This window comes from Dysosmobacter segnis, assembly GCF_014297285.1.
GTDB lineage: Bacteria > Bacillota > Clostridia > Oscillospirales > Oscillospiraceae > Oscillibacter > Oscillibacter segnis.
On sequence record NZ_JACOQI010000001.1, the window covers coordinates 73,521 to 92,667 of the forward strand.

Here is a 19,147-nt window from a genome sequence, read left to right on the forward strand (position 1 = left end):
TTTGCCGGTAAACTGATATAATAAAAAAACCTATCGGATGAATTTCATGATTTCTGAGGGACAGGCCAGCCTGCCCCATCGGAGAATGAGGTAAGGAATGAGCAATAAGAAACTCTCCCGCCTGTTGGAGCCGAATTTAAAATTTTATTTCGCCGTTATGTTGCTGTTCGCCGTGGCGGCCATCCCTGTCAACTGGCAGCTGGCCTTGGCTGAGGGAACTCTGACCGTTCTGCTGTACTTCTATTTCCGGCAGAGCAATCAGAAGCGGCGGCAGGGCGTTTTGCAGTACATCGACTCTGTCACCGGCAGTGTGGACACCGCCAGCAAGTCCACCCTCATCAACTCCCCTCTGCCCACGCTGGTGTTCCGGCCGGATACGGGGGAGATCATCTGGAGCAACGAGAGCTTTTTGCAGCTGGCCGGCGTCCGGGAGCATCTCTTTGAGATGCGGCTTTCCGAGGCTGTACCGGATTTTCAGGTCCAGTGGCTGCTGAGCGGAAAACAGGAAAGCCCGGAGCGGGTGGAGCTGAACAATCACCGTTTCCGGGTCTACGGCAGCCTGGTGCGCTCCCGGAACCGCACCGGCGTGCAGAGCCTGGTGGCCACCACCTACTGGGTGGAGACTACGGAGGCCGATCATCTGAGAGAGGTCTACGAGGCCAGCCGCCCGGTGGCGGCGATCCTGATGCTGGACAACTACGAGGACCTGATGAAGGCCTGCGAGGATACCCAGCGCAGCGCGGTTCTGGCGCAGATCGACGAAAAATTGCAGACCTGGGCCAACGCAGGCCAGGGCATCCTGCTGAAAACGGACCGGAACCATTACCTGTTCCTGTTTGAAGAACAGTATTTTCAGCATTTTGTAGACGAAAAGTTCTCCATTCTGGACACTGTCCGGGCGATCCGCGTGGCGGAGAATATCCACCCAACCTTGTCCATCGGCATCGGCAAGGATTCTCCCAGTATCCCGGAGCTGTACAAAAACGCCAAGCTCTCGCTGGAAATGGCACTGAGCCGGGGCGGCGATCAGGCGGTGGTGCGGAATCAGGTGGACTTCGCCTTCTACGGCGGCCGCACCAAGGCCACGGAGAAGCGGACCAAAGTGAAATCCCGCGTGATGGCCAACGCCTTCCGGGAGCTGATCGCAGACGCGGGAGAGGTCTACATCATGGGCCACTCCTTTGCGGATATGGACGCCGTGGGCGCTGCCGCGGGTATCTGTTGCGCCGCCCGGAAGCGTGGAAAGCAGGCACGGATCGTCATTGACCGGGAGCACACTGCGGCCGAGACCCTGATCGCCCGGCTGGATGCGCTGCCGGAGTACAGCGGCGTGTTCCTTACCCCTGCTGAGGCATTTTTGCAGATGCGGGCCGACACGCTTCTGGTAGTGGTGGATACCAACCGTCCGGACATGGTGGAAAATCCCCAGCTTTTGGAATCCTGCAACCGGGTGGCGGTCATTGATCATCACCGCCGGGCAGCGACTTATATCGAAAATGCTGCCTTCAACTTCCACGAGCCTTACGCCTCGTCCGCCAGCGAACTGGTGACGGAGCTGCTGCAATATCTGGTGGAGCCCACCGATCTTCTGCGGGAGGAAGCGGGGGCGCTGCTGGCGGGTATCGTGCTGGATACCAAGCATTTCACTCAGCGGACCGGCGGCCGCACCTTTGAGGCGGCGGCCTTCCTGCGGCGTTCCGGTGCGGATACGGCTGAGGTCCAGCGGCTGTTCCAAGGCGATTTGAAGGATATGGTCACGAAATATGACATCATCCGCCGCGCGGAGATGTACCGGAGCAACATCGCGGTCTCCGTGGTGGAGGAGCCGGGCGTGGACCGCGTTGCAGCGGCCCAGGCGGCGGACGATCTGCTGACCCTGAAGGGTGTTCAGGCTTCCTTCGTGGTCTACGCCGCCGAGGGAGCGGTGCTGATGTCAGCCCGTTCTTTGGGCGAGATCAATGTGCAGGTGATCCTGGAGGCCCTGGGCGGCGGCGGCAACTCTACCACCGCAGGCGCACGGATCGAGGACACGGACCCGGAGAGCGTCCGTCAGCAGTTGATTGGGGTCTTGGACGCATACTTTGAAAAGTGAGGCAGCCTATGAAGGCGTTTTTGAAGGCGTATGCGGTCTGCCTGATCCTGATGGAGGTATTTATCTTCTTTGGTGGGTGGATGCTGTTTGATCTCAGAGGTACCGGCATCTATCGGGCAGGCGCTGTGATTGCGCTGATTCTGGCGGTCGCTGTCTGCGCGTGGAGCAGTACGGCGCAAAAGGTCGAAGCGCTGGAAGCAGAGCTTCAGGAATTGAAAAAGCAAATTCATTCAGAACATTCGGAAAGTGAGGATATATAACATGAAAGTGATTTTACAGCAGGACGTGAAGGGTCAGGGCAAGAAGGGCGAGATGATCGAGGTTTCCGAGGGCTACGGCCGGAACTTCCTTCTGCCCAGAAAGCTGGCGGTGCCTGCCACGGCGGACGCCATCAACACCATGAACCTGAAAGAGAAGGCCCGCAAGGCCGAGGAAGCCCGGCTGAAGGCTGAGGCGCAGGAGATCGCCGGGAAGCTCCAGAACTGTCCCGTGAAGCTCAGCGCCAAGGCCGGCAACGGCGGCAAGCTGTTCGGCGCCGTGACCAACAAGGAGATCTCCGAGGGCCTGAAGGCCCAGTACGGCGTGGATATTCCCAAGCAGAAGATCGTGCTGGATGAGCCGATCAAGGCCTACGGCAGCTATCAGGTGAAGGCCAAGCTGGGCTTTGAGGTCAGCGGTACCGTGTACGTCACCGTCTGCGAGGAGAAGTAAGACTAATTCAAGGGGGATCAGGATACACCGTCGCGGCAATACGATTTGCAGTCTCTATGATAAGACTGCAAATCGTGCCGCATCCTCGAAACAGCCTTGCTTATTCCGCCACTGGCGGCGCTGCGGCGGTTTCCCCTTGAGTAAACCCTGCACCAGTGAGATCCGCTCACTGGTGAACGCTGCCCAAGGCAGCTGAGTCAATGTGTTTTTGCCAGGTACAGAAGGTGAATTGCCCCGCAGGGGCAAGAGAGGCTCCCCTGGGGGACGCCCTGACAAAAATGATTGTATGTCTGAATGTCTAACTTGCGCTTCCGGAGAAGCGGGAAGGAGAGTTCCATGGCTAACGAAGATCTTCTGCTGCGGCAGATGCCCCATTCGTTGGAAGGCGAGCAGGCCGTTTTAGGTTCCATGCTCATCGACGAGGGCTGCGTCAAGGACGTGATGGATAAGCTGGTGCCCTCGGACTTCTACCTGCGGCAGAACCGGGAGATTTTTGAGACCATCTACACCATGTTCACCTACGCCCGGCCTATTGACGGCATCACCGTCTGCGAGGAGATGCAAAAGGCCGGGACTTATGACGAAAATACCACCCGCTCCTATCTGGCGCAGCTGATGGAGATCACCCCCACCAGCGCCAACGTGATGGAGTATGTGGCCATCGTTCGGGATAAGGCGTTGCTGCGGGGCGTTGCTCAGGCGGCGGGGGAGATCACAGTGCTGGTGCAGGAGGGCATCGGAGAAGCCGCTGCCATTCTGGAAGCTGCCGAGCAGAAGATCTACGCCGTCCGCCGCGGCCAGAGTGCGCAGGATATGGTGCCTCTGCGGATAGTGCTGCCGGATGTGCTGGACCGGCTCAACGAGATGAGCGAGAGCGAAAGCCGACTTCCGGGCCTGTCCACCGGCTTGTCCGCTGTGGACCGGAAGATCAGCGGCCTGAATAAATCGGACCTGATCCTGCTGGCGGCCCGTCCCGGTATGGGCAAAACCTCCTTTGCGCTGAACGTGGCGCTGAATGTGGCGAAGTCTGAGAAAAAGACCGTAGCCATGTTTTCGCTGGAAATGTCCCGGGAGCAGCTGGCGACCCGGCTTCTCAGCTCCGAAGCCTGTGTGGAGAACACCCGGCTTGTTACCGGCTCTCTGCGGGAGACGGACTGGGAGAAGATCGCCGCCGCTGCCGGCGTATTGAATAGAGTGGATATCCGTATTGACGATAACCCCATGCTGAGCGTGGCGGATATGAACGCCAAATGCCGCCGGATCGACAGTCTGGGTCTAGTAGTCATCGACTATTTACAGTTGATGACCTCCGCATCCGGTGGACGAAGCGGCGAGAATCGTCAGCAGGTGGTCAGCGAAATGTCCCGTATGCTGAAGGTCATGGCCAAGGAACTGAATGTGCCGGTGATCTGTCTGAGCCAGTTGTCCCGTGCTAACGAGAAGCGGGACGATAAACGGCCCATGCTGTCGGACCTCCGTGAATCCGGCGCCATCGAGCAGGATGCCGACATTGTAATGTTCCTGTACCGTGACGATTACTATAACGAGGATTCCGAAAAGCGGAATATTGCCGAGTGTATCGTAGCGAAAAACCGTCACGGCGAGACCGGCAAGGTGGAACTGCGGTGGATGCCGGAGTACACCACCTTTGCCACGCTGGAAAACCGCTATGATGAGGATGACTGATCCTCTGACGGCGGTGGAGCTGCCGGAGGGCGGCGCACTGTGCGCCGTGTCTGGCGGACTGGACTCCATGTGCCTGCTGGAAATGACGGTCCGGCAGGGGCAGAAGCAGGGACGGCGGGTAGCCGCCGCCCATTTCAATCACCAGCTCCGGGGGGCGGAGGCGGACCGGGACGAGGCCTTCGTCCGGGACTGGTGCGCCGCCCGTGAAATTCCTTTTTTCGCGGGCCGGGGCGATGTCCGGGCCTTTGCGGAGGAAACCGGGCGCACCGTTGAGGAAGCCGCCCGACAATTGCGCTATGAATTTTTGGAGGAGACCTGGCGGCGGGAGGGCTTTGGCTGCATTCTGACCGCCCACCACGCGGATGACAGCGCAGAGACCATGCTGTTAAATCTGCTGCGGGGCACGGGCCTGAAAGGGCTGACTGGCATTCCGGAAAAGCGGGACTGTATCCTGCGTCCGCTGCTGAGTGTGACCCGGGCGGAACTGGCGGCCTATGCCGCCGCCCGTGATGTTCCCTATGTGGAGGATTCCACCAACGCTTTGGACGATGCCGCCCGGAACATGCTGCGCCATCAGGTGCTCCCGGTTTTGAAGAAGCTGAATCCCAGAGTTGTGGAGAACATGAGCCGCACGGCATCGCTGCTAGCGGCGGATGAAGCGGCTCTGGACGCTGCGTGTCGAAAACTGCTGGCCCAATGCGCCGTGACCCCAAACGTTTCCGGAATGATCCCCCTCGCCGTGCTGCAAGACGCGCCGGAGGCCCTGCGGGGACGGCTGGTGCTGGCGGTGCTGGCGGCGGTGGCAGGCCATGAAAAGGACTTGACCGCCGCTCATATCCGGGCGGTTTTGACGTTGGACCGGGGCCAGCTTTCCATGCCCTACGGCGTCACGGTCCTCCGGGAGCCGGCGGCGCTGCGCTTTTTCAAGGCGGCGTCTGCGCCGGCGGTGCAGGCCGTTACCGTGGGAGAGATCGTCACATTCGGTCAGTGGCAGGTTAGTCTGGCAGAGTCGGCCGGTGAGGGTGTTCTCATTTCCATCTCGGAGACCGCCGACCTGACTGTGACGGCCTGGGACTCCAAGGACCGACTGAACGGCCGCACTGTCAAGCGCCTGTGCGGAGAACGGGGAATTTCCCCACAGGAGCGGGACCGGCTTCCGGTCCTGCGGGTGAACGGCATCGCGGTGGCGGTGCCGGGGCTGCCTATCCAGGAAAATTTCGCGCCGGACCGATATGAGCGGGCGGTGCGGGTGATATTTTTAAAAGTGACAGAGGAGAACAACAATGAATAGTGAGATGGAGAAAGACATTCTCAAGGTTCTGGTAACGGAAGAGGAGCTGAAGACCCGGATCGCGGAGCTGGGTGAAGCGCTGTACAAGCGGTATGAGGGGCATCGGCCCCTGTTTCTGGGGGTGCTGAAGGGCTCCTTCATTTTCATGGCGGACCTGATGCGGGCTTCCCAGCTGATGTGCGACGTGGAGTTCATCGCTGTCAGCTCTTACCAGAACGGCACCGTGTCCAGCGGCCGGGTGCAGATCACCCATGATCTCCAGCAGGACATCACGGGCCGGGAGATCGTCATTGTGGAGGATATTCTGGACTCCGGCAATACCTTGGCCTTCCTGAAAAGCTATCTGATGGCAAAGGGTGCCAAGAGCATCTCTATCGTGACGCTGCTGGATAAGCCCTCCCGCCGGGAAAAGGCGGTGGAAGCGGACCTGTCAGGCTTTGTGGTGCCGGACGAATTCGTGGTGGGCTACGGCCTGGATTATGCCCAGCTTTACCGGAATCTGCCTTACATCGGTGTGCTGAAGCCCGCCGTTTACGAAAACACCTGAGCATGACCGGCGATTCCCGGCAGGTGCGGGAACCGCCGCAGCCGCCTGTATGCGGCGATAATACAGAAAGGGGGGATCCCCCGTATGGTAAAAAGAAGACCCGGCGTCAGCATTCTGCCGCTGATGCTGATCGTGATTTTATGTGTCAGCTGGCTGACCCAGCTCAATCAGCGGGATGAGATGACCTATGATGAGATGGTGCAGCTTTTTGAGCAGCAGAAGGTGGAAGCCTTCCGCTTTACGGATTCCAGCACGCTGATGCTGCAGGTCAAGGGCAGCGACCAGCCGGTCCGCTGCCGGATCCATGACTATATCCTCTTTTACAGCGATCTCAACGATCTGGTAAAGGAGCAGAAAGCAGCAGGGATCATCAAATCTTACAGCTATCCCCCTCCGGAGGGGACTGACTGGCTGGGGATCATGCTCCCCTATCTGATGATGGCGCTGATGTTCGGCGGTATGTGGTACCTCATGAGCGTCCGGGCACAGGGAGGCATGGGGCCGGACCGGATGGCAAAGTTTGGCTCCGCACAGATCCGTGGTCTCAGCGAAAAGGATAAGCAGGTCACCTTTGCCGATGTGGCGGGAGCCGACGAGGAAAAGGAGGAGCTCCGGGAGATCGTGGAGTTCCTAAAAAATCCAAAGAAGTATATCGATCTGGGCGCCCGGATCCCAAAGGGCGTGCTGCTGGTGGGCCCTCCGGGTACCGGCAAGACGCTGCTTGCCAAGGCGGTGGCCGGCGAGGCCGGCGTGGGCTTCCTGTCCATTTCCGGTTCCGACTTTGTGGAGCTGTATGTGGGCGTAGGCGCCAGCCGTGTCCGGGACCTGTTTGAGCAGGCGAAAAAGCAGTCCCCCGCCATTGTGTTCATTGACGAGATCGACGCCGTGGGCCGCCAGCGCGGCACCGGTCTGGGCGGCGGTCATGACGAACGTGAGCAGACCTTGAACCAGCTTTTGGTAGAGATGGACGGCTTTGCCGCCAACGAGGGCGTGGTGGTCCTGGCCGCCACCAACCGGGCGGACGTGCTGGACCCCGCATTGCTGCGGCCCGGCCGGTTTGACCGTCAGGTGTATGTGGGCCTGCCGGACATCAAGGGCCGGGAGGAGATCCTGAAGGTCCACGCCAAGGGGAAGCCTCTGGCAGAGGACGTGAGTCTCCGTAAGCTGGCTCAAGGCACTGCGGGCTTCACCGGCGCGGATCTGGAGAACCTCATCAACGAGGGCGCACTGCTGGCAGCCCGGAAGGATCAGCACTTCATCACCATGCAGAATCTGAAGGATGCGGAGATCAAGGTCATCGCCGGTCCGGAGAAAAAGAGCCGGGTGATCCCCCAGCACGAGCGGGAACTGACAGCCTATCACGAGGCGGGCCATGCGGTGGTCATGCACATGCTGCCGGGACAGGACCCGGTGAGCCAGATCACCATTGTCCCCAGAGGTATGGCCGGCGGTATGACCATTTCCCTGCCGGAGGAGGACCGCTCTTACCTTTCCAAGCACTACATGGAGGATCAGGTCGTGGGCCTGCTGGGCGGGCGTGTGGCTGAAAAGCTGTGTCTCAACGATATTTCCACCGGCGCCAGCAATGACATTCAGCGCGCCACCGCCATTGCCCGGAAGATGGTGACGGTATATGGCATGAGCGAGCGGCTGGGAACCGTGTCCTTTGACAGCGGCAATGACGAGGTGTTCATCGGCCGCACCATGGGACACAGCCGGGGCTATTCCGAGGCTGTGGCCGCCCAGATCGATCAGGAGGTCAAGGATCTGGTGGACGGCGCCTACCGCCGCTGCCAGGATATTCTGGAAGCGCAGCGAGATAAGCTGGAGCAGGTGGCCCAGTACCTGCTGGAGCACGAGACCATGGAGCGGGACGCCTTCCTGACGGTGTTCGGGGAGAAAACCCATGAACAGCCGGAGAACGTTCCGGCTGCGGACGCCGAGGATCAAGACTAAAGTACACGCCGGGGGAGCTATGCTCCCCTGGCGTTCAGCGTGGCGAAAATATTTTCGCCACGCTGCTCTTATTTTCAGAACTTTGTTAAAGTTCTGAAAATATTTGATTTCAATGGTGCGGGACACCCTTTACCCGCAAGGGGTATGCAGCATCCGTAAAGCGGCAGAGCCGCTAACGGCTGCCCTACCTTACCGTCACGGAGGATCTACCACTTTATCGATAGTTTCACACGCCGGAGGAGCATAGCTCCCCCGGCGTTGCATTTTAGGTGGACTTCGTGTATACTGGTAGCAATTTCTGAAACCGAGACGGGCTTGGAAAAGCCTTTGCAAAAAGGAGCGTTTATGTACTATGTGATTTTCGGCCTGCTGGGGGCGGCGCTGCTGGGCGCCGATCAGTGGGTCAAGGCCTGGGTCGTGGGCCATTTGCAGATGGGGGAGACCACTTCTTTGTTTTCGGGATTTCTGGAACTGATGCGGGTCCACAACTACGGCGCGGCGTGGTCCAGCTTTGCCGGGCAGAAGTGGCTGCTGCTGGGTGTCACCGGCGTCATTTTGGCGGCGGTACTGTGGGTGCTGGCCCGAAGGATCGTCCGGCACCCGCTGGGGATCTGCGCCTGCTGCCTGATCCTCTCCGGCGGCATCGGCAATATCATCGACCGATTCCGGCTGGGCTATGTGGTGGATATGCTCCACTTCCAATTCTGGCCCAGCTATCCCACGTTCAACGTGGCGGATGTGTGCATCGTGTCCGGGGCCATTCTGGGCGCGATCTACTATGTATTGATCTACGAAAAGCATGACAGGAGGAAAACGGATGGAGCCTCTGATCCTGCAAACGGCCAGTGAGGATGCCGGGAAGCGGCTGGACGCATGGCTGGCAGAGCAAACGGAGCTGACCCGCTCCGCCGTTCAAAAACTGATGGAGGAGGGCCGGGTGACGGCGGCGGGAAAACCCCTCGCTAAAAACACCCGGCTGACCGACGGGGAAACGGTGTCTGTGAAACTGCCGGAGCCGGAGGCGGCGGACATCGTGCCTCAGAATATCCCGCTGGACGTGGTGTACGAGGACGAGGACGTCATCGTGGTGAACAAACCGAAGGGCCTGGTAGTCCACCCCGCACCGGGGCACCCGGACGGTACGCTGGTGAACGCCCTGCTGTACCACTGCGGGGACAGTCTTTCCGGGATCAATGGGGAACTGCGGCCCGGCATCGTCCACCGCATCGATCGGGACACCTCCGGTCTCATCATCGCCGCAAAAAACGACTTCGCCCATGTGAAACTGGCGGAGCAGCTTCAGGATCACACACTGGCCCGGACCTACCGCTGCATCGTCACCGGCAATCTTCGGGAGGATACCGGGACGGTGAACGCTCCCATCGGCCGCTGTCCCGCAGACCGGAAGAAAATGGCTGTGGTGGCCGGCGGACGGAACGCCGTGACCCATTGGACGGTGCTGGAGCGCTATCCCGGTGTGAATTATGTAGAGTGCCGTCTGGAAACGGGCCGCACCCACCAGATCCGGGTGCACATGGCCTACATCGGCCATCCGATTTTGGGAGATACCGTATACGGCAACAAAAAACCGGTCCCCGGTTTGCAGGGACAGTGCCTTCACGCTGTAGGGCTGAAATTTATCCATCCCCGCACGGGAGAATTGGTGGAGCTGACCTGCGGTCTGCCGGAGGAATTTGAAAAGCAGCTGAAAAAATACCGGAATATGGCATAAGCAAGGGGCCTCGCTGAAAGCGAGGCCCCTGAGACTGTCGATAAAGCGGTTAATTCTCCGCGACGGTAAGGTAGGGCAGCCGTTAGCGGCTCTGCCGCTTTACGGATGCTGCATACCCCTTGCGGGTAAAGGGTGTGCGCGGGAAACCCAAGAAGGGTGTCCTGCGCCATTGAAATCCTAAGTTTTCAGAACTTTTATAAAGTTCTAAAAACTGGCTCAGCGGGGAGAAAAGACTTTTTCGACACGCTGAGGGGCCTCGCTTTCAGCGAGGCCCCTCTTTTGTTCCGTATGGTTTTTCGTGTTGTTTCGCAGATCAGGAATGGACGGCGGCGATCCGGTCTGCGATATAGGGCTGGACCGCCTCGTAGGGAATTTCCAGCGCGGCGGCCAGCTCGCCGAACAGAAGCTGCTCTGCCTGCTTGAGATAGCGCTCGTCCACCATGCCGAGGCGGCGGTTCTGGGATTCTGCCTGACGGCGCTTGGCGTGAATGGACATGGCGAGCTCCACCAGACTGCGGCAGTTATGCTGCCGGAGACTGGCCTGATACTGCTGAGTCAGCGCCTGAGTGGTGGAAGCCCGACAGGCAGCGGGATGCAGAGTGGGAATTTCACCGATAAGATCTTCCGCCTCCTGCCGGGAGATAATGGGTCGCATGGACACCTTGTCATTGTCTACCGGGGTATAGATCAAACCGCCCTGATAGATGGGTTTAAGCTGATAGTAAAGCCGCTCTTGACGGGTGCTGCCCACCCGCTCCTGCCGCCGGTCAATGGAAAGCACCCGACAGACGCCGGTGATGCCATAGACCAGCAGATCTCCTGCCTGAAACACGGGAAGTGCCTCCTTTCCAAAAATTGCAAAGATTTCAGATTCATAACCATTCTAACATTATTTTGGCAGAAATGTCAGGGAATATACGAAAAAAGTAAAAAATCTCTGTTTTTCTGAAAAGAAGGCGCTCTTTTTTGTGGAAAATATAGGGATTTAGCGCATGATATACACATGGACAGGGAAAAAGCGCCCGAAAGTGAGAACTTTCAGACGCTTTTTTTACAAATGGGAAACCAAATCACGCACGATCCGGGCGGTCATGCCCCAGATGGCGTGGCCTCCGTAGAGCCACACCGGGACCTCTACCTTGCCGCAGTTCCAAGGGTAATCCCGGGGAATCCCAACCGCTTCATAGGGGAAAGACTCCGGGACACGGGGGATCAGATCATAGGCACATGGCTGGGGCAGGGTGGTCCTGAAAAATTCCACCGGTACAGTGAACACCTCCGCTACCTCAGCGGGGGCGGGACGCAGGGCTGCGAGACCGGCAGGGGATACCAGCCCCGGCAGCGGCCGCAGAAGAAAGCCCCGCTGATTGCAGATAAAGTCCCCTTGGCCCAGAAGCCGAATCTCGGCGCGGGGGATAGACAATTCCTCCTCCGTCTCCCGGAGGGCGCAGTCTGCCGGGGTCTCTCCCGGCTCCATCTGCCCGCCGGGAAAGCAGGTCTCGCCGCTTTGACTGACCCCGGCAGACCGGACCTCAAACAGCAGGTGCAGTCCATTCGGACGCTCTACCAGAGGACACAAAACAGCATATTCGTGCCGGGCTTCCAGCAGCGTGGGAACATGATCGTCGTAAAACCGGCGCAGATTTGTCAGTTCTTCTCTCATAGCAGCATCGTCAAAGCCCGCTGGCAGTTGGTGATGTCCACCGTCGGCTGGCTGGGTTCGTACTCTCCGTCCAGGGACCAGGGCAGATCCTCGTCCGTTTCCACATGAAGGGCCGACACATGGCGGAAAATGAGACCGCCGCTGTTATACTGCTGATTCAGCAAGGCCCAGATCAGATTTTGCAGCTCCGATGCATTTTGGGGGTGGGGCACCAGCAGCAGCTCAAAGAGGCCGTCATCCAGAATGACCTCCTCCCGCTCCAGCTTCATCATACCGGCGATGGAGGTGGAGTTGGCAACGGCGCCGAACAGGTATTCACCGTCCAGCGTCTCCCCATCAGCGGTGATGCGGACCTTATAGGGGCGCAGCGTATCCAGATCCCGGAGGCTTTCCAGCAGATAGCCGAAGTGGCCCAGAGCATTTTTCACATCCTGAGAGGCGGTGTAGGATGTCCGGGTGAAGGCTCCGAAGGAGGCTACATATACGAAAATACGCTCACCGAAGCGGCCAATGTCAAGTTGACGGCGCTGCCCCCGGACGATGGCCTCCGCCGCCTGAACGGGATCTGAGGGGATCTCCAGGCTGGCGGCAAAATCATTGGTGCTCCCCTGAGGCAGATAACCCACCGCCGGGGGAGTTTTAAGCGTTTGGATGCCGGAGATGACCTCGTTGAGGGTGCCGTCGCCGCCCACGGCCACCACAGTGTCATAATCTCCGCCCTCTTGGGCGGCAATGCGGGCTGCGTCCCCGGCGGCGGTGGTGCGGCGGATACGGAGCAGATATCCGGCATCGCACAGGGCGGCAGCCGCATCATATAACGGCCCCCGGGGCTTGCTGCGTCCCGCCCGGGGATTGACGATCATCAGGAGCTTCTTTTGGGGTTCCATGTCCATGCCTCCGAAAATGATTATAAATGTTAACAGACGGTTAAAGTAGTATAGCATGGGGAATTGAGGATTGCAATTCCCCCGGGCGACGTGTAGAATAAAGTTTATATAAAGGTTTCGGGAGAAGTCTGCCGCAGGCGGGCGGACCCTGTCGGCAGGAGGCGGTTGGATGAAGAAAAAAGACAGCGCGGTGCGGTGGGGACTTGCCCTCTTTTTGACCGTGGGCGCGATCCTGCTTTTTTACGATACCCTGTTTGGCCGCCGGGTACTGCCATCCTTCGGCGGTCAACTGCTGAAAGCACTGCAGCCGGTTCTGATCGGCGCGGTACTGGCGTACCTGCTGGCGCCGGTCATCGACTTTATTGAAAACCTGTTTTTTCCGGAACAGATGAAAAAGGCCCACGCAGAGGGGCGCATGACCTCCCGAAGCGCCCGGGCCGTCAGTCTGGTGGTGACCTGGGCCATCATCGGCCTGCTCTGCTATCTGCTGGGCCATGTGCTGATCCCGCAGCTGTACCGGAGCGTGGTGCAGTTGATTTCCAGCGTGGAAGGCTACTACAACACCATCAGCGGCTGGGTGGAGCATCTGCTGGAGAGCAACCCCACCGTGGAGGTTTGGGTAGCCGACCAGATGGATAAGTTCTACGAGTCCGCAACGGAGTGGCTGAAAAATCAGGTCTTTACCCGGACGCAGATGCTGATGATCGCCGTCTCCGGCGGTGTGCTCAGTACGCTGGTGTTCTTGAAGAACCTGCTGGTGGGCATGATCGTCTCTGTGTACTTCATGGCTACCAAGGAGCGCTGTGCCGCCCATGCCCGGAAGCTGGCTTACAGCCTGTTTTCCGAGGAAGCGGTCTACTGGGTCTTTCGGGGCAGCGCCAAGGTCGACCGCATTTTCTCCGGCTTTGTCCGGGGCAAGCTGCTGGATTCCCTCATCATTGGTGTGCTGTGCTTCATCGGCTGCTCACTGCTGGATATGCCGTATACGCCGCTGGTGTCCGTTTTTGTGGGCGTCACCAATGTCATTCCTTTCTTCGGCCCCTTCCTGGGGGCGATCCCCAGCTTCTTCCTGATTTTGTTGGTCGATCCCATTCAGTCTTTGTATTTCCTGCTGTTCGTGCTGGCTCTCCAGCAGCTGGACGGCAACGTGATCGGCCCCAAGATCCTGGGAGAGAGCACGGGCCTTTCCAGCCTGTGGGTCATCATTGCCATCCTGGTGGGCGGCAGCTTTTTCGGTGTGGCGGGTATGTTTTTCGGCGTGCCGGTATGCGCCTGCCTGTACAGTCTGGTGGCGTTTCTGGTGGACCGACGTCTGGCGGAAAAGGATCTCCCCGTGGAAACGGAGCATTACACCGCTCCGCTGCCAGAGCAGGAAACCGAGCCTGAAAAACCGGAGAAAACGTCGGAAAACTTGTAAAAAAGGCTTGCAATCAGCCGCAGTATCCTGTACAATACAGCCTTGCGGACATATCGTTAGAAAAATAACAAACGATGTGTCCCAGGGCTGTTTTTGCGGATTGGCCACCGCATATTCCCTCATGGATTTTCAGTACCCGTAAGGGACTGGGAATTTGCGGAACGGAGAAAACCGCTCCGCGAATACACTGACTCCCCGGAGCAGTGATATAAAAAGGAGAATTGCATATGAAGAAGAGAATCCTGACGCTTTTGGCGGCGGTCTGCCTCCTGAGCGCCGTACTCAGCGGATGCGGAGGCGGCAGCCAGAACGGGACGACCGGAACTACGGACCAGAGCACCGCGAACACCCAGACGGAAGGCCCCGCGGCCCGCGCTGCGGCCGGCGAACTGAACGTGGGCATCGCCCAGGACCTGGACAGCAGTCTTGACCCTCACAAAACCGTGAAGGCAGGAACTCGTGAGGTCATGTTCAACGTATTTGAAGGACTTTTGAAGCCCGACGCCAGCGGCAACCTGAATCCCGCTGTGGCAGAGAGCTATACCGTTTCCGAAGACCATCTGCTGTATACCTTTAAGCTCCGCGCCGGTGTGAAGTTCCACAACGGTCAGGAAGTGACGCCGGAGGACGTGATTTGGTCCTACCAGCGCTGCGGCGATGCCAATGCCCCGGCAGACATCATCCAGGTGGCGGCTTTTGCCAACGTGGAGATGTATCAGGAGGGGGATGACACCGTCTGCTTCCAGCTTCAGGAACCCAATAATGAGTTTGCTTCTTACCTGACCACCGCTGTGCTGCCCAAGGACTACACGGAGCAGGATACCGCCCCCGTGGGCACCGGCCCGTTCAAGTTCGTTTCCCGGACGGCTCAGGAGTCCGTGGTGCTGGAGCGGTTTGATGATTACTGGGGCGAAAAGCCCGACCTGACCAAGGTCACCTATAAGATCATTGAGAATGCCGACAGCATCCTTCTCAGCCTCCAGAGCGGCGCTGTGGATGTATTTGCCCATCTGACCACCAACCAGATCCAGCAGCTTGGCGACGGCTTCCATGTGGAGGAAGGCACCATGAATCTGGTGCAGGCCCTGTACCTCAACAACGCCGAGAAGCCCTTTGACGATGTGCGGGTGCGGCAGGCTCTCTGCTACGCCATTGACCGTCAGCAGATCCTGGATCTGGCCTTCGACGGTTACGGCACCCTGCTGGGCTCCAGCATGTACCCCGCTTTCAGCAAGTATTTTGATGATGAGCTGACCAACTACTATACTTACAACACCGAAAAGGCCAAGGAACTGCTGACGGAGGCCGGTTATCCCAACGGCTTCGATATGACCATCACCGTCCCCAGCAACTACCAGTCTCACATGGATACCGCACAGGTCATCGTGGAGCAGCTGAAGGCTGTGGGCATCAATGCCGCCATTCAGCCCGTCACTTGGGAGAGCTGGGTGCAGGACACCTATTCCAACCGGCAGTTCCAGTCCACTGTGGTGGGCGTGGACGCTTCCAACATGACCGCACGGGCCATGCTGGAGCGGTTCGTCTCTACCGCCAGCCGCGACTTTATCAACTACAACAACGCGGACTATGACGCTCTGTTCGCCCAGGCTCAGGCCTGCTATGACGATGGGGAGCAGACCGCCCTTTACAGAGCAATGGAAAAGAACCTGGCGGAAAACGCTGCCAACGTCTATATTCAGGACATGGCAGACTTCGTGGCAGTGCGGGATGGTCTTGAGGGCCCCTCCTTCTACCCCATCTATGTTCTGGATCTTTCCACTATCCACTATACGAAATAAGTGATGAACAGCGGACGTTTTGACGCCGCTGACCCGGAAGGGAGATGACAGTCATGCGATACACGGCGCGGAAAATTCTGACGCTGCTTGTCACCATGCTCGTCGTCTCCCTTCTGACGTTCGCGGCTTTTGATATGATCTCCGGAGACCCCGCCGCCACCCTGCTGGGGACGCAGGCCACGCCGGAAAAGGTGGAGGCCCTCCGGACGGAAATGGGATTGAACCGCCCCATGCTGGTGCGGTACGGGGAATGGCTGGCCGGTTTCTTCACCGGAAATCTGGGCGTTTCCTTCCAGTACCGCCAGCCGGTGCAGGCGCTGTTAGGCCCGAAAATGCTGGTGACGCTGTGCTTGAGCCTGGTGAGCTTTGTGCTGATCGTTGTGGTATCGCTGCCCTTGGGATTGTTGTCTGCCAACGGAAAGCTGGACGGGCTCCACACGTTCCTGAATCAGTTCTGTATGGCAGTACCGCCGTTCTTTACCGGTATCCTCATTTCCTGGTGCTTCGGCATCTGCCTTCGGGCCTTTGTCCCCGGTGACTTTCCAGGACTGGACCGGAACCTTGGCAAGTCTCTGGTGTACTTATTCTTTGCCGCCGTGTCCATCGCCATCCCCCGGGTGGCGATGACGGTGCGGATGCTGCGCAGCACGGTCATCAGCGAGATGAACAAGCCCTATGTCCGCACGGCCATTGCCCGTGGCAATGACCGGCGGCAGGTGCTGTGGGGCCATGTGCTGAAAAACTCTCTGGTGCCCACCGTCACATTCCTGGGGCAGACCATGGCGGAGATCGTAGCGGGCAGCATCGTGGTGGAGCAGGTGTTCTCTGTTCCGGGCCTGGGGCGGATGCTGGTGGCCTCCATTTCCAGTCAGGACTACCCTGTGGTGGAGGCCATCGTGGTGATCCTGGCCTTCTGGGTGGTGCTTTCCGGCACTCTGGCGGATCTGGTCAATCGCTGCATCGACCCCCGGATGGGAGGGATCGGCAAATGAAAAAGAGAAATCCTTACCTGACAGTGGGACTGGTGATGACCGGCATCCTGACGGCTCTGATCGTTCTCGGCTTTTTCTGGACGCCCTATGACCCCAACGCCATGGCAGCGGGGCCGAAGCTGACGGGGCCGTCTCTGGCTCACCTGATGGGAACGGACAGCTTTGGCCGGGATATTTTCAGCCGGGTGCTGAAGGGCGCCGGGACCACCTACGGAATCGCGCTGTGTACTGTGGCCGTGGGCGCGGTGTGCGGCACGGTGCTGGGCGCCGTTACCGGCTATTTCGGCGGCATCGTGGACGATGTGCTGATGCGCCTTGGCGATGTGCTGACGGCATTTCCCAGTATTCTGCTGGCACTGGTGGTCATCAGTCTGCTGGGCCCCGGCAAGACCGGGAACGTCATCCTCGCTCTGGGGCTGGTGTTCATTCCCAGCTTTGCTCGGATGGCCCGTGGTACCTACGCCGGACTGCGGGAGGTCAACTATGTAAAAAGCGCCCGACTCATGGGGGCATCCAGCAGCCGCATCCTGTGGCGGCATATCCTGCCTAATACTTGGAGCGTGCTGCTGCCGGCGCTGACCATCGGCTTCAACAACGCTGTGCTGGCGGAGGCATCCATGAGCTATCTCTGCATCGGCGTAACGCCGCCGGACGCCTCTCTTGGCTATATGCTCTCGGAAAGCCAGGGCATGTTTATGAGCGCACCCTGGTACGCGCTGGGAACGGGCCTGACCCTTGTGTGGATGGTATTCGGCGTGGGATTGATCGGCGAAGGACTGCAGCGCCGGGGCGGAGGTGAGGTCTGATGCTGGAAATTCAGGATCTGCATGTGAAATTTCATAACCGGGACCGGGAAGCGGTCAGCGGTGTGAGCCTGACCATTCAGGACGGCGAAATCTTGGGTCTGGTGGGTGAATCCGGCTCCGGAAAATCCGTCACCGCCATGAGCGTGGCGGGTCTGCTGCCCCGGAAGCAGTGCGACTATACCGGCCGCATCCTGCTGGACGGGCAGGAACTGCTCCACGCGGACCGGTCCGTTTTGCGGGAGATTCAGGGAGCGGAGATCGGCGTGGTGTTTCAGGAGCCTCAAAGCTGCATGGACCCCCTGATGAAAATTGGCTCTCAGGTGGAGGAGACCCTGCGGATCCATACCCAAATGCCGAAAGAGGAACGCCACCAGCGGGCGCTGGCGGCAATGGCGGCGGCGGAGCTGCCGGACCCGGAGGGGATCTGCGACAAATATCCCCATGAGCTTTCCGGCGGTATGCTCCAGCGGGCTATGATCGCGGCGGCTATCGTGAACCGGCCCAAGCTGCTGCTGCTGGACGAGCCTACCACGGCGCTGGATGTGACCATTCAAGCCCAAATTCTGGAAATGCTGAAAAAGCTGAACCGGGAGAGCGGCGTGTCCATGCTGTTTATCTCCCATAACCTGAATGTGGTACGGAAGCTGTGCCGCCGGGTGGCGGTGATGCAGCGGGGCGTTCTGGTGGAGGAGGGAGATACCGATCAGGTATTCTACCATCCTCAGCACCCCTACACCCAAAAGCTGATCGACGCCATCCCCACCCGGAACCGAAAGGAGGAGCGGCCATGACGGACGAATTGGTACTCTCCCTTCAACATGTTACCGCCGGGTATCGGGAAGGCGGCGTGCTGGGCCGTAAGTACTTTCACGAGGTGCTCCACGATGTTTCCTTCGATGTGCACCGGGGTGAAATTTTAGGATTAGTAGGCGAGTCCGGCACCGGAAAATCCACGCTGGCCAAGACCATCTTGGGCATGGTGCGGCCGGAGGCCGGACAGGTCATCCATTATACGAAACGGCCTCAGATGATCTTTCAGGACCCGTACAGCTCTCTGAACCCGGCGTATCCGGTGGAGTGGCTGTTAGAGGAGCCGCTGCGGATCTACGGAAAGTATGACGGCCCGGAGCGGAAGCGCCGAGTCCGGGAGATGCTGGAACGGGTGGAGCTGCCGGAGGAAGTGCTGAAGGCGAAGCCATCGGAGCTTTCCGGCGGACAGCGGCAGCGGGTGTCCATCGCCGTGGCCCTGATCCAGCGGCCCCGCTTCCTCATTGCTGACGAGCCGGTCAGTGCACTGGACGTGACCATTCAGGCCCAGATTTTGAAGCTGCTGCGGGAACTGCGGGATGAACTGGACCTCAGCTACCTATTCATCTCCCACGATCTGAACGTGGTCTACCAGCTTTGCGATTCTGCTCTGGTGATGAAGCAGGGGCGCATTGTGGAACAGGGGACGGTGGACGAGCTGTTTGACCATCCCAAGGACCCGTACACAAAGCAGCTGTTGGCGGCGGCGGAATAACCGCATAGCCGAACAACTGGATATAAGGACAGCAGGCGGTTCCGCC

18 protein-coding genes are annotated in these 19,147 nt (G+C 59.1%); 15 read left to right on the forward strand and 3 right to left on the reverse strand.

The features are described 5' to 3' along the window. Window positions 1-97: 97 nt before the first annotated feature. The 9 genes from H8Z83_RS00470 (at window position 98) to H8Z83_RS00510 (ending at window position 10,015) form a co-directional block, all read left to right on the forward strand. Complete coding sequence (locus H8Z83_RS00470; RefSeq protein ID WP_187013230.1) at window positions 98-2,092, forward strand: DHH family phosphoesterase; 1,995 nt, start codon at window positions 98-100, stop codon at window positions 2,090-2,092. An 8-nt stretch (window positions 2,093-2,100) separates the two neighbouring features. After that, window positions 2,101-2,352, forward strand: a complete 252-nt coding sequence (locus tag H8Z83_RS00475; RefSeq protein ID WP_187013231.1) for a hypothetical protein — start codon at window positions 2,101-2,103, stop codon at window positions 2,350-2,352. Between the two features lies 1 nt (window position 2,353). Beyond that, on the forward strand, window positions 2,354-2,803 hold the full coding sequence (gene rplI, locus H8Z83_RS00480; RefSeq protein ID WP_187013232.1) for a 50S ribosomal protein L9: 450 nt from the start codon (window positions 2,354-2,356) through the stop codon (window positions 2,801-2,803). Window positions 2,804-3,139: 336 nt separating this feature from the next. Further along, the gene (gene dnaB, locus H8Z83_RS00485) at window positions 3,140-4,489 is read left to right on the forward strand and encodes a replicative DNA helicase (RefSeq protein ID WP_187013233.1); all 1,350 of its coding nucleotides are present in this window, start codon (window positions 3,140-3,142) and stop codon (window positions 4,487-4,489) included. After that, window positions 4,473-5,780 carry a tRNA lysidine(34) synthetase TilS gene (gene tilS, locus H8Z83_RS00490; RefSeq protein ID WP_187013234.1) on the forward strand — a complete coding sequence of 436 codons (1,308 nt, stop codon included), beginning with the start codon at window positions 4,473-4,475 and terminating at the stop codon, window positions 5,778-5,780. The genes dnaB and tilS overlap by 17 nt, the downstream gene beginning before the upstream one ends. Then, complete coding sequence (gene hpt, locus H8Z83_RS00495; RefSeq protein ID WP_187013235.1) at window positions 5,773-6,327, forward strand: hypoxanthine phosphoribosyltransferase; 555 nt, start codon at window positions 5,773-5,775, stop codon at window positions 6,325-6,327. Before tilS ends, hpt begins: the two co-directional genes overlap by 8 nt. Before the next feature lie 84 nt (window positions 6,328-6,411). Beyond that, window positions 6,412-8,283 carry an ATP-dependent zinc metalloprotease FtsH gene (gene ftsH, locus H8Z83_RS00500; protein ID WP_187013236.1) on the forward strand — a complete coding sequence of 624 codons (1,872 nt, stop codon included), beginning with the start codon at window positions 6,412-6,414 and terminating at the stop codon, window positions 8,281-8,283. Between the two features lie 345 nt (window positions 8,284-8,628). Continuing rightward, window positions 8,629-9,132, forward strand: coding sequence for a signal peptidase II (lspA, locus tag H8Z83_RS00505; protein ID WP_187013237.1), 504 nt, complete (start codon window positions 8,629-8,631; stop codon window positions 9,130-9,132). After that, entirely contained in the window at window positions 9,101-10,015 is a 915-nt protein-coding gene (locus tag H8Z83_RS00510) for an RluA family pseudouridine synthase (protein WP_187013238.1), read from the forward strand. The genes lspA and H8Z83_RS00510 overlap by 32 nt, the downstream gene beginning before the upstream one ends. A gap of 313 nt (window positions 10,016-10,328) precedes the next feature. Here H8Z83_RS00510 and H8Z83_RS00515 read toward each other — a convergent pair whose 3' ends face one another. The 3 genes from H8Z83_RS00515 to H8Z83_RS00525 all read right to left on the reverse strand — a co-directional run bounded on the left by H8Z83_RS00515 (window position 10,329) and on the right by H8Z83_RS00525 (window position 12,565). Next, window positions 10,329-10,847 carry a CarD family transcriptional regulator gene (locus H8Z83_RS00515; RefSeq protein ID WP_187013239.1) on the reverse strand — a complete coding sequence of 173 codons (519 nt, stop codon included), beginning with the start codon at window positions 10,845-10,847 and terminating at the stop codon, window positions 10,329-10,331. A gap of 219 nt (window positions 10,848-11,066) precedes the next feature. Then, window positions 11,067-11,678, reverse strand: a complete 612-nt coding sequence (locus H8Z83_RS00520) for an NUDIX hydrolase (RefSeq protein WP_187013240.1) — start codon at window positions 11,676-11,678, stop codon at window positions 11,067-11,069. Beyond that, window positions 11,675-12,565 (reverse strand): diacylglycerol/lipid kinase family protein, encoded by an 891-nt coding sequence (locus tag H8Z83_RS00525; RefSeq protein WP_187013241.1) that lies wholly within the window; start codon window positions 12,563-12,565, stop codon window positions 11,675-11,677. The genes H8Z83_RS00520 and H8Z83_RS00525 overlap by 4 nt, the downstream gene beginning before the upstream one ends. A gap of 169 nt (window positions 12,566-12,734) precedes the next feature. Here H8Z83_RS00525 and H8Z83_RS00530 point away from each other — a divergent pair, with 169 nt between their 5' ends. The 6 genes from H8Z83_RS00530 to H8Z83_RS00555 all read left to right on the forward strand — a co-directional run bounded on the left by H8Z83_RS00530 (window position 12,735) and on the right by H8Z83_RS00555 (window position 19,101). Beyond that, the gene (locus tag H8Z83_RS00530) at window positions 12,735-13,982 is read left to right on the forward strand and encodes an AI-2E family transporter (protein WP_187013242.1); all 1,248 of its coding nucleotides are present in this window, start codon (window positions 12,735-12,737) and stop codon (window positions 13,980-13,982) included. A gap of 227 nt (window positions 13,983-14,209) precedes the next feature. Then, window positions 14,210-15,781, forward strand: coding sequence for an ABC transporter substrate-binding protein (locus H8Z83_RS00535; RefSeq protein WP_187013243.1), 1,572 nt, complete (start codon window positions 14,210-14,212; stop codon window positions 15,779-15,781). Between the two features lie 53 nt (window positions 15,782-15,834). Then, on the forward strand, window positions 15,835-16,773 hold the full coding sequence (locus tag H8Z83_RS00540) for an ABC transporter permease (RefSeq protein WP_187013244.1): 939 nt from the start codon (window positions 15,835-15,837) through the stop codon (window positions 16,771-16,773). Beyond that, entirely contained in the window at window positions 16,770-17,579 is an 810-nt protein-coding gene (locus tag H8Z83_RS00545; protein ID WP_187013245.1) for an ABC transporter permease, read from the forward strand. Before H8Z83_RS00540 ends, H8Z83_RS00545 begins: the two co-directional genes overlap by 4 nt. Further along, window positions 17,579-18,370 (forward strand): ABC transporter ATP-binding protein, encoded by a 792-nt coding sequence (locus H8Z83_RS00550; RefSeq protein ID WP_187013246.1) that lies wholly within the window; start codon window positions 17,579-17,581, stop codon window positions 18,368-18,370. Before H8Z83_RS00545 ends, H8Z83_RS00550 begins: the two co-directional genes overlap by 1 nt. Then, window positions 18,367-19,101 carry an ABC transporter ATP-binding protein gene (locus tag H8Z83_RS00555; protein ID WP_187013247.1) on the forward strand — a complete coding sequence of 245 codons (735 nt, stop codon included), beginning with the start codon at window positions 18,367-18,369 and terminating at the stop codon, window positions 19,099-19,101. Before H8Z83_RS00550 ends, H8Z83_RS00555 begins: the two co-directional genes overlap by 4 nt. Window positions 19,102-19,147: the final 46 nt, after the last annotated feature.